Below are 8,778 nucleotides of genomic sequence, written 5' to 3'. Positions count from 1 at the left end.
GGGTCGGGATGAACGGATTCGTACCGCTGCCGGTGCTCCTGCCGCTGGTGGGCGCCGCGCTGACCCTGCTGCTGGCGAGCCGGGAACGGTCACAACGGGTGGTGAGCGTGACCTGTCTCGCCGCCACCCTGGCGGTGGCGGCGGTGCTGCTGGTGTGGACGTACCGGCACGGGGCGCTGGTGGTCGACATCGGCGGCTGGCCCGCGCCGGTAGGCATCGTCCTGGTCGCCGACCAACTGGCGGCGCTGATGCTCGTGGTCTCCTCGGCGGTGACCCTCTGCGTGCTGCTGTACTCGATCGGCCAGGGGCAGGCGGAGGCTGGTGAGAGCGCCCCGGTGGCCATCTTCCACCCGACCTACCTGGTGTTGACCGCCGGCGTCACCAACGCGTTCCTCGCCGGTGACCTGTTCAACCTCTTCGTCGGGTTCGAGATGCTGCTCGCGGCGAGCTTCGTGCTGATCACCCTGAACGGCACCCGGCTGCGCATCCGCACCGGCTCCACGTACGTGGTGGTCAACGTGCTGGCCTCGATGATCTTCCTGATCGCGGTGGGGCTGGTCTACGCGGCCACCGGCACGCTCAACCTGGCCCACCTCGCCGCCCGGCTGGACGCGCTGCCCGACGGGGTGCGGCTGAGCCTGCAACTGATGCTGCTGTTGGCCTTCGGCATCAAGGCGGCGGTCTTCCCGCTGTCGGCCTGGCTGCCCGACAGCTATCCGACCGCCCCCGCCCCGGTCACCGCCGTCTTCGCCGGCCTGCTGACCAAGGTCGGCGTGTACGCGATCATCCGTACCCAGACCCTGCTCTTCCCCGGGCCACGCACCGCCACGCTGCTGATGGTGGTGGCCGGGCTGACCATGCTGGTCGGCATCCTCGGCGCGGTGGCCCAGTCGGACCTGAAACGGCTGCTGTCGTTCACCCTGGTCAGCCACATCGGCTACATGATCTTCGGGATCGCGTTGAGCACGGTCGCCGGCCTGGTCGGGGCCATCTTCTACGTGGTCCACCACATCACCATCCAGACCGCCCTCTTCCTCATCGCCGGCCTGGTCGAGCAGCGGGCCGGCAGCACCGACCTGCGCCGGCTGGGCGGCCTCGCCCGGCTCGCGCCCCTGGTCGGGGTGCTCTTCTTCGTCTCGGCGATGAACCTCGCCGGCATCCCGCCCTTCTCCGGTTTCCTCGGCAAGCTCGGGTTGCTCCAGGCCGGGGTGGCGGTAGGCGGTCCGCTGCCCTGGACGCTCGTCGCCCTCGGCACGCTGACCAGCCTGCTCACCCTCTATGTGGCCAGCCGGGTGTGGAACATCGCCTTCTGGCGGTCGCCCTGCCAGACGGTCGCGTCGACCGCCCCGCTGCCCGGGTTGATGGTCGGCGCCACCGTGGCCCTGGTGGCGCTCGGGGTGGCGCTGACCGTCGTGGCGGGACCCCTTTTCGACGTGACCACGGGTGCGGCTGTCGACCTGCGCGAGCGCACCCCCTACATCCACGCCGTGCTCCCGGGCGGTGGGCCGTGACCGGGCCCGACCAGCCTGGGCCCGGGCATCCCGCGACAGGTCAGCCGGGGCGCGGGGTGCGGGCCCGGGTACGCCGGTGGCGCGACCAGGTGATCGCGGTCGGCGGGCTGGTGCTGATCTGGATCCTGCTGTGGGGCGACATCAGCTGGGGGAATCTGCTGGGCGGGCTGCTGGTGGTCGCCGCGGTGCTGGTCTTCTTCCCGCTTCCCGCGGTGAGTTTCGGTGGCCGGCTGCGGCTACGCGGACTGCTGGTGTTCGCCTGGCGGTTCCTCGTCGAACTGGTGGTGGCGAGCCTGCACGTGGCCCGGATCGCGGTGCAACCCGGCTACCTCCCGCGCTCGGCCATCGTCGCGGTGCGGCTGCGGGTGCCCACCGACCTCAACCTGGCCCTGACCGCCGAAGTGGTGTCGCTGGTGCCCGGCACCCTGATCGTGGAGGTGGACCGGGACGGCGCGGTGCTCTACGTGCACGTGCTCGACGTACGCGGCCCCGGTGACCTGGTCGCCGCCCGTCAACAGATCCGCACCGTGGAGCGGCGGATCGTGGCGGCGGTCGGCTCGGCGGCCGAGCTGCGCCAGGTGCGTTCCGTTCCCGTCGACAAGGAGTAACCGTGAACGATCTGCTCGCCGTGATCATCGCCGGGTTGTTGTCGGTGACCGCCCTGCTCGCCCTCATCCGGCTCTACCGCGGCCCGTCGTTGATGGACCGGGTGGTCGCCGCGGACATGTTGCTGGCCACCATTGTCGGTGCGGTCGGCGCCGAGGCGGCGATCAACCGGCACGCCACCACCCTGCCGGTGCTGGTGGTGCTCGCCCTGCTCGGCTTCGTCGGCTCGGTGTCGCTGGTCCGCTTCGCCGCTCGGGAGCAGCCGTGACCCACTGGTCCACCGGATCACCCGCAGCGCACTGGTCCACCGGATCACCCGCCGCCGACTGGTCCGCCGCCTCGCCGGCCGCGGACTGGAGTGTTGCGGCCTGGACCGCAGGCTGGACCGTGGTCGCCGACTGGTTGGGTGCCGTCAGCCTGGTGGCCGGGGCACTGCTGAGCCTGGCTGCCGCGATCGGGGTGCTGCGCTTCCCGGACACGCTGAGCCGGATGCACGCGGCCACCAAACCGCAGGTGCTCGGCGTACTGCTCCTGCTGCTGGGACTCTCCCTGCGCCTGCGTACCCTCGCCGACCTCGGCATGGTCGTCCTGGTGGGGATCTTCCAACTGGCCACCGCCCCGGTCGCCGCGCAGATGATCGGGCGAGCCGCGTACCGCGCCGGACGGGTCGACCGGCGCCTGCTCGACGCCGACGAGTTGGCCGAACGGTGACCGAGAGCGCAAGGAGGGGCCCCCTGTTAACGCCTCGTGTATAGGAGGGGGCCCCTCCTAACGCCTTCGACGCCATGACGCGTGGCAGGGGGTCGGGGTTGCCGGTTCTCGGCCCGCACCTCCCCCTTCCGGTCGACGCCGCCGGTAGAATGGCGGGATGATCGACTCTTCTGCCCAGGAGGGCAGCAGTAGCCAGCCGGGTAAGCCCCGGCCTTCCACCGATCCGACGACCCCGGGAGCCCTGAACCTCCCGTGTTGATCTTCGTCGGTCTCTCTCTGATCATCGTTCTGACCGTCGCGACGGGGTATTTCGTCGCGCAGGAATTCGGCTATGTCGCCGTCGACCGGGGCAAGCTGAAGCAGCTCGCCACCGAGGGCGACCAGGCCGCCGCCCGTGCCCTGGAGGTCAGCGGACGACTGTCGTTCATGCTCTCCGGCGCCCAGCTCGGCATCACCGTCACCACCCTGCTTGTCGGTTACGTCGCCGAGCCGTACCTCGGTGCCGGCCTGGCCGAGCTGCTCGGTGTCGCCGGCGTCTCCACCGCCGTCAGCCTGCCGCTGTCGGTGGCGCTGGCTCTGGTCATCGCCACCATCGTGCAGATGGTGGTGGGTGAGCTGGCCCCGAAGAACCTGGCCATCGCCCGCCCCGAGCCGGTCGCCCGAGCGCTGTCCCGATCCACGCTGGTGTATCTCGCGATCGCCGGACCGGTGATCAAACTGTTCGACCGGGCGGCGGTGCGGCTGCTGCGGCGGGTCGGCATCGAGCCGATCGAGGAGCTGCCCAGCGGTGCCACGCCGGAGGACCTGGAACAGATCATCGCCGAGTCCCGGCTGGAGGGGCACCTCGACGCCGAGATGTCGGAGCTGCTGGACCGGGGGCTGGACTTCCGCCAGCTGACCGCCGGTGAGGCCATGGTGCCGCGGGTCGACGTGCACACGGTACGCGCGGACGAGCCGATCAGCCGGGTGGTCGAACTGCTCGACACCGGCCGGTCCCGCTTCCCGGTCCGCGGTGCCGAGGGCGTCGACGACCTGGTCGGCGTGGTCGGCATCGCCGACGTGCTCCAGGTCGCCCCGGCCCAGCGCGCCACCACCCGGGTCGGTGCGGTGGCCGTACCCCCGTTGCTGGTGCCGGAGACGCTGCCGCTGCCGACGGTGCTCGACCGGCTCCGCTCCGGGCATCGGCAGCTCGCCTGCGTGGTCGACGAGTACGGCGGCTTCGCCGGTGTGATCACCCTGGAGGACATCGCCGAGGAACTGGTGGGCCCGATCCGCGACGAGGACGACCCGCCGGAGCGGGCCCCGGCGCGGCAGGAGGACGGTTCCTGGGTGGTGCCGGCCCGCTGGCGGATCGACGAGGTCGCCGACAGCACCGGCATCGCGCTTCCCGAACATCCCGAGTACGACACCCTCTCCGGGCTGGTCATGCGGGAGCTGGGTCGGGTGCCCGAGGTGGGTGACCGGCTGGAGATCGGCCTGCCGGCGGACGCCGACAACGGCGAGGTCGCGCCGCGCGCGCTGGTCGAGGTGCTCGCGGTCGATCGGCACGTCGCCGACTCGGTACGCCTGCAGCTCGTCGGCGGCCGTGAGGGGGTGACGGCGTGAGCACCGGATTCGCCCTGATCACCTCGGTGGTGCTGCTCGCGCTCAACGGCTTCTTCGTCGCCGCCGAGTTCGCCCTGGTGGCGAGCAAGCGCTACCGGCTGGAGCAGGCGGCGGCCGGCGGCGGGCGGGCGGCCAAGGCCGCGCTCGACGGCGTACGCGAACTGTCGCTGATGTTGGCCGGGGCGCAGCTCGGCATCACGCTCTGCACCCTGGGCCTCGGTGCCCTGGCGGAGCCGGCGATCGAGCGTCTGCTCAGCCCGTTGCTGCACACTGTCGGGCTGCCGTACGGCGCCAGCCACGTGGTCGCGTTGATCTTCGCGCTGAGCCTTGTCACCTTCCTGCACCTGGTGGTCGGCGAGATGGCGCCGAAGTCCTGGGCGATCACCCACCCGGAGCGCTCCGCGCTGCTGCTGGCCCTGCCGTTCCGGGCCTTCGCCCGGGTGTCCCGGCCGGTGTTGTCGGTGCTCAACGCGGTGGCCAACGCGATGTTGCGACTGGCGAAGGTCAACCCGCAGGATCAGCTCGCCCAGGTGCACGGCCCGGACGAACTGCGGATGCTGCTGGAGCAGTCCCGCGAACACGGGCTGCTCGGCGCCGCCCAGCACGAGATGCTGACCAGCATGCTGGAGTTGCAGCAGACGACTGTCGCCCAGGTGATGGAGCCGTTCGACCGGATGGTGACGGTCCGCCTGGACGATCTGGTCGACCGGATCGAGCAGGTCAGCCGGGACAGCGGCCGGTCGCGGCTGGCGGTGCTGGACGCCACCGGGGACGTCCGTGGCCTGGTGCACGTACGGGAGGCGGTGCGGGCCACCGCCAGCCGTCCGGACGCCACCGCGGCGGATCTGATGAACGACGCCATCACCCTGCCCGACACGGCTACGGTGACCGAGGCGGTGGCCGCGATGCGGGCCCGCCAGTCCCAGTTGGCACTGGTCCGCAACGGTGGCGGCCCGACCCGCCCGGTCGGCTTCGTGGCCCTTGAGGACCTGCTGGAGGAGGTCATCGGGGAGTTCGACGACGAGACCGATCCGATTCCGCGCGCGGTGCGCCGGCTGAGGTAGGAGCGACGCGGGTGCGGTTGACGGGGGTGTCACCGGAGTCGGGCGGTACGGGCCTGACGGTGCAGACCGCCTTGGCCAACCCGAGCACCCGCCCCGGGCTGCGGCTGCCGGGGCGGGTGAACCTGATCGCCGGTGACGTCGACGTGCCGGTCTACCACGTCCGGCTCGGCCTGGTCAGCCAGGTCGAGCCGGACGATCCGCAGGCGCCCCGCCGGTTGGTCCAGTTCCATCAGGCGCAGGTGGCCGACGCCCTGGTGCTGCGGGCCGGCCGGGGCCGCTCGATCCCGTTCGAGTTCCCGCTGCCCTGGGAGACGCCGGTGACGACGTACGGCGGCGTACCGCTGCTCAGCCTGCGGATGGGGCTGCGTACGGAGGTGGCCATCGAGCCCGGCCTGGACCAGGGCGCCATGGTGCCGATCTTCGTGCATCCGCTGCCCACCCAGCAGCACGTGCTGGCCGCCCTGGACACCCTCGGTTTCAGCGTGCGCCAGGCCGGCCTGGTCGACGGCCGGCTGCCCGGAGTGGCGCAGACCCTGCCACTGCACCAGCGGTGGGGCTTCTGGGTGGGCCCGCTCTACGCCGGGCCGATCACCGAACTGGAGGTGATCTTCGTAACCGACTCCGCCGGTCTCGAGGTGATCCTCTTCTGCGACCGCCGGTTGGCGCTGGCCGGCATCACCCACCCCAGCATCAGCCGGTTCAAGATCTGGCACACCGGCGCCGACCAGCGGGACTGGGTGTCCACTGTGGATGGCTGGCTGCGCGAGACCATCAACCGGCACGCTGCGGCGGCGGCGCACGCCGACTGGTCGGCCACCATCACCGAGTCGGCGCACGTCAGTCGTCCACCCGACCGGCCCATCGAGCCAGGGTTCGGCCTCGGTGGCACGGGCGGCGGGGGCGGCATCGGCGGCGGTGGCGACGGCGCCTGACCGTGGGCGTCAACCCACCGGCGTCAATCCGCTCGCACTAACCCCGGCGGCGTCAACCCGGCGGCGTCAACCCGGCGGCGCTAACCCCGAGGGCGTTAATAGGGGGCCCTTTACCTACACGAGGCGTTAACAGGGGGCCCCTCCTTACCCCTGGGCCAGCTTGAGGCCGAAGCCGATGAAGAGCGCGCCGACGGCGGTGGTGGCGCCGGCGGCGAGCCGGCGACGCCGGCTGAACTGGGCGGCCAGGAACGTCCCCGCGAAGATCAGCGCGGTCAGGTACAGCGCGCTCGTCACCTGGGCGATCAGGCCGAGCAGCAGGAAGGAGAGCGCCGGCCAGGGGTAGGTCGGGTCGACGAACTGGATGAAGAACGAGATGAAGAAGAGGATCGCCTTCGGGTTGAGCAGGCTGATCACCAGGGCCTTGCGGAACGGGCTGCGCATCGCCGCCGGCTCCGCGGCGTCGATCAGCCGCGGCGTGGTCGGGTCGTTGCGGTCGCGCCAGCGCCGCCAGGCGCCGCGCAGCATGGTCAACCCCACATAGCCCAGGTACGCGGCACCCGCGTACTTGATCACGAGGAAGACCGGTGGGTACGCCTTGAGCAGCGACGCCACCCCGGCGGCGGAGAGGAACATCAGCACCCCGTCGCCGACGAAGACCCCGGCCGCGGCCCGGTAACCGGTGCGTACGCCCCGGCGCGCGGCGGTGGAGAGGACGAAGAGCGAGTTGGGTCCGGGCAGCAGCACGATGGCCACGGTGCCCAGCACGTACGTCCAGATGTCGGTGATCCCCAGCACGCCGGACATCATCCGGCCGACGGGGCCGCCGAGCGAAGCCTTTCCCGGAGCGTGACCTGTGCCGTTGGCCACTCGTCGACGGTCATCGAATACTGCACGGTGTCCCGCCACGAGCCGTCCGGGCGCAACCGGTGCCTGCGCAGCACCCCTTCCCGGCTGGCGCCGAGCCGTTCGATGGCCCGTTGTGAGCGTTCGTTGCGGATGTCGGTGTGCCAGACCACCCGTACCGCGCCGAGTTCGTCGAACGCCCGCCCGAGCAGCAGCAGCTTCGCCTCGGTGTTGATCCCGGTACGCCACCACGGCCGGCCCAGGAAGGTGTGCCCGATGCCCAGTGACCGCCGCTCGGGATCGATCTCGTAGTACGAGGTGCTGCCGACCACCGCACCGGTCACCGCGCAGCGCTGCACCCACGGCACCTGCTCGCCCCGGTGCCAGGCGGCCAGGTAGGCGCGGAGGACGACGGTCAGGTCGGCGGGGGCGACCGGCTGGGTGGTGCCGAGGTGCCGCCAGACCTCCGGGTCGGTGGTGGCGGCGAAGAGTTCCTCGGCGTGCGCCAGGTCCAGCGGCTCCAGCCGCACGTGCCGGCCGTCCAGCGGCACCGGCTCGTGCCACGGCGTGCGGGCCGGCCGCAGGTACGCCGGCACCGGCGCGGTGACCCCGGTGTCCGGCTCGGGCGGACCGGCGGTCAGCCGCAGCGGCACCACCCCGGCCCAGTGCGGCAGCGCGTAGTCCTCCGGCTCGTCGGCGACGCCGCCGGTGCGGGCGCGGACCGACACCTCGTGCAGTGGCAGCGCCAGCACTGCGGTTTCGGCCAGCTCCCGCCGGCTCGGCGGGCGGCTGTCCGCCGCACGGCCGGTGCCGACCTTCTCCACCAGGGCGGTGAGCACGTCGGACTTCTCCGCCACGTCGGTGACGAGGCGGGCGGTGCCGTGCGCGATCACCGAGCGGTAGTTGGCGCTGTGGTGGAACTGCGAGCGGCCGTAGACCAGCCCGTCGAGCAGGGTGACCGCCACGCAGACCGGCAACCCGTCACCCCGGGCGGCCAGCAGCGGTCGGCTGCCGGTGGAGCCGTGCAGGTAGAGCGTGTCACCCATGCGTACGTGCAGGGTGGGCAGCAGGCGCGGTTCACCGTCCACGGTGAACCCGAGCACGCAGTCGTACGCCTCGTCGAGCACGGCGTGCGCGGCGGCCCGGTCGTAGCTCATCCGGTCCCGGGAGCGGCTGGCGGTGGTGCGGACGGTCTGCGCGTACATGTCCCACCTTTGTTCTAGTACAATCCCTGTTTTGTGTCAGTACGCTATCAGATCACCGGAGCGACGGCCGTCGAGATTTCGACAAGCATCGAATCGGGCATCCGCCGCGCCGCCCTTGCCCCCGGTGACCCGCTGCCGCCGGTGCGGGCGCTCGCCAGCGAGTTGGCCGTCAGCCCGGCCACCGTCTCCCGCGCCTACGCCGAGCTGCGCCGCCGCGGACTCATCGTCACCGCAGGTCGGCACGGCACTTGACGCCACCGCCGACGAACAGGCCGTAGAGGGCGAACCCGCCCAGCCCGAT

General features: G+C 71.6%; 10 protein-coding genes. 8 read left to right on the top strand and 2 right to left on the bottom strand.

Annotated elements, in window-relative coordinates:
* Window positions 1-8 precede the first annotated feature (8 nt).
* The 7 genes from C1I93_RS25145 (at window position 9) to C1I93_RS25115 (ending at window position 6,429) form a co-directional block, all read left to right on the top strand.
* Window positions 9-1,511, top strand: a complete 1,503-nt coding sequence (locus tag C1I93_RS25145; protein ID WP_111245760.1) for a Na+/H+ antiporter subunit D — start codon at window positions 9-11, stop codon at window positions 1,509-1,511.
* Window positions 1,508-2,119 carry a Na+/H+ antiporter subunit E gene (locus tag C1I93_RS25140; protein ID WP_111245759.1) on the top strand — a complete coding sequence of 204 codons (612 nt, stop codon included), beginning with the start codon at window positions 1,508-1,510 and terminating at the stop codon, window positions 2,117-2,119. The genes C1I93_RS25145 and C1I93_RS25140 overlap by 4 nt, the downstream gene beginning before the upstream one ends.
* 2 nt (window positions 2,120-2,121) lie before the next feature.
* The gene (locus tag C1I93_RS25135) at window positions 2,122-2,385 is read left to right on the top strand and encodes an MrpF/PhaF family protein (protein ID WP_111245758.1); all 264 of its coding nucleotides are present in this window, start codon (window positions 2,122-2,124) and stop codon (window positions 2,383-2,385) included.
* Entirely contained in the window at window positions 2,382-2,828 is a 447-nt protein-coding gene (mnhG, locus tag C1I93_RS25130) for a monovalent cation/H(+) antiporter subunit G (RefSeq protein WP_249412348.1), read from the top strand. The genes C1I93_RS25135 and mnhG overlap by 4 nt, the downstream gene beginning before the upstream one ends.
* Window positions 2,829-3,080: 252 nt before the next feature.
* The gene (locus C1I93_RS25125; protein ID WP_111245757.1) at window positions 3,081-4,433 is read left to right on the top strand and encodes a hemolysin family protein; all 1,353 of its coding nucleotides are present in this window, start codon (window positions 3,081-3,083) and stop codon (window positions 4,431-4,433) included.
* Window positions 4,430-5,497, top strand: a complete 1,068-nt coding sequence (locus C1I93_RS25120; protein WP_111245756.1) for a hemolysin family protein — start codon at window positions 4,430-4,432, stop codon at window positions 5,495-5,497. Before C1I93_RS25125 ends, C1I93_RS25120 begins: the two co-directional genes overlap by 4 nt.
* Window positions 5,498-5,508: 11 nt before the next feature.
* The gene (locus tag C1I93_RS25115; protein ID WP_111245755.1) at window positions 5,509-6,429 is read left to right on the top strand and encodes a sporulation protein; all 921 of its coding nucleotides are present in this window, start codon (window positions 5,509-5,511) and stop codon (window positions 6,427-6,429) included.
* Between the two features lie 144 nt (window positions 6,430-6,573).
* On the opposite strand, the gene leuE is transcribed toward C1I93_RS25115, so the two are convergent.
* Together leuE and C1I93_RS25105 are read right to left on the bottom strand one after the other, a co-directional pair.
* Window positions 6,574-7,236 carry a leucine efflux protein LeuE gene (gene leuE, locus C1I93_RS25110; protein WP_111245754.1) on the bottom strand — a complete coding sequence of 221 codons (663 nt, stop codon included), beginning with the start codon at window positions 7,234-7,236 and terminating at the stop codon, window positions 6,574-6,576.
* Window positions 7,233-8,477 carry a bifunctional pyridoxamine 5'-phosphate oxidase family protein/GNAT family N-acetyltransferase gene (locus tag C1I93_RS25105; RefSeq protein ID WP_111245753.1) on the bottom strand — a complete coding sequence of 415 codons (1,245 nt, stop codon included), beginning with the start codon at window positions 8,475-8,477 and terminating at the stop codon, window positions 7,233-7,235. The genes leuE and C1I93_RS25105 overlap by 4 nt, the downstream gene beginning before the upstream one ends.
* Before the next feature lie 33 nt (window positions 8,478-8,510).
* Here C1I93_RS25105 and C1I93_RS25100 point away from each other — a divergent pair, with 33 nt between their 5' ends.
* On the top strand, window positions 8,511-8,729 hold the full coding sequence (locus C1I93_RS25100) for a GntR family transcriptional regulator (protein WP_309148216.1): 219 nt from the start codon (window positions 8,511-8,513) through the stop codon (window positions 8,727-8,729).
* The last annotated feature ends 49 nt before the right edge of the window (window positions 8,730-8,778 follow it).

The sequence above is a fragment of the Micromonospora endophytica genome, from assembly GCF_003236305.1.
GTDB classification, from domain to species: Bacteria; Actinomycetota; Actinomycetes; order Mycobacteriales; family Micromonosporaceae; genus Micromonospora; species Micromonospora endophytica.
The sequence above is the reverse complement of the archived record's forward strand: the minus strand, read 5'-3'. Positions and strand labels throughout refer to the sequence as shown.

Excerpts from the sequence above, each read along its gene's own strand:
- C1I93_RS25145 (WP_111245760.1), top strand. The coding sequence starts at position 9 with ATGAACGGATTCGTACCGCTGCCGGTGCTCCTGCCGCTGGTGGGCGCC.
- leuE (WP_111245754.1), bottom strand. The coding sequence starts at position 7,236 with ATGATGTCCGGCGTGCTGGGGATCACCGACATCTGGACGTACGTGCTG.
- C1I93_RS25105 (WP_111245753.1), bottom strand. The coding sequence starts at position 8,477 with ATGTACGCGCAGACCGTCCGCACCACCGCCAGCCGCTCCCGGGACCGG.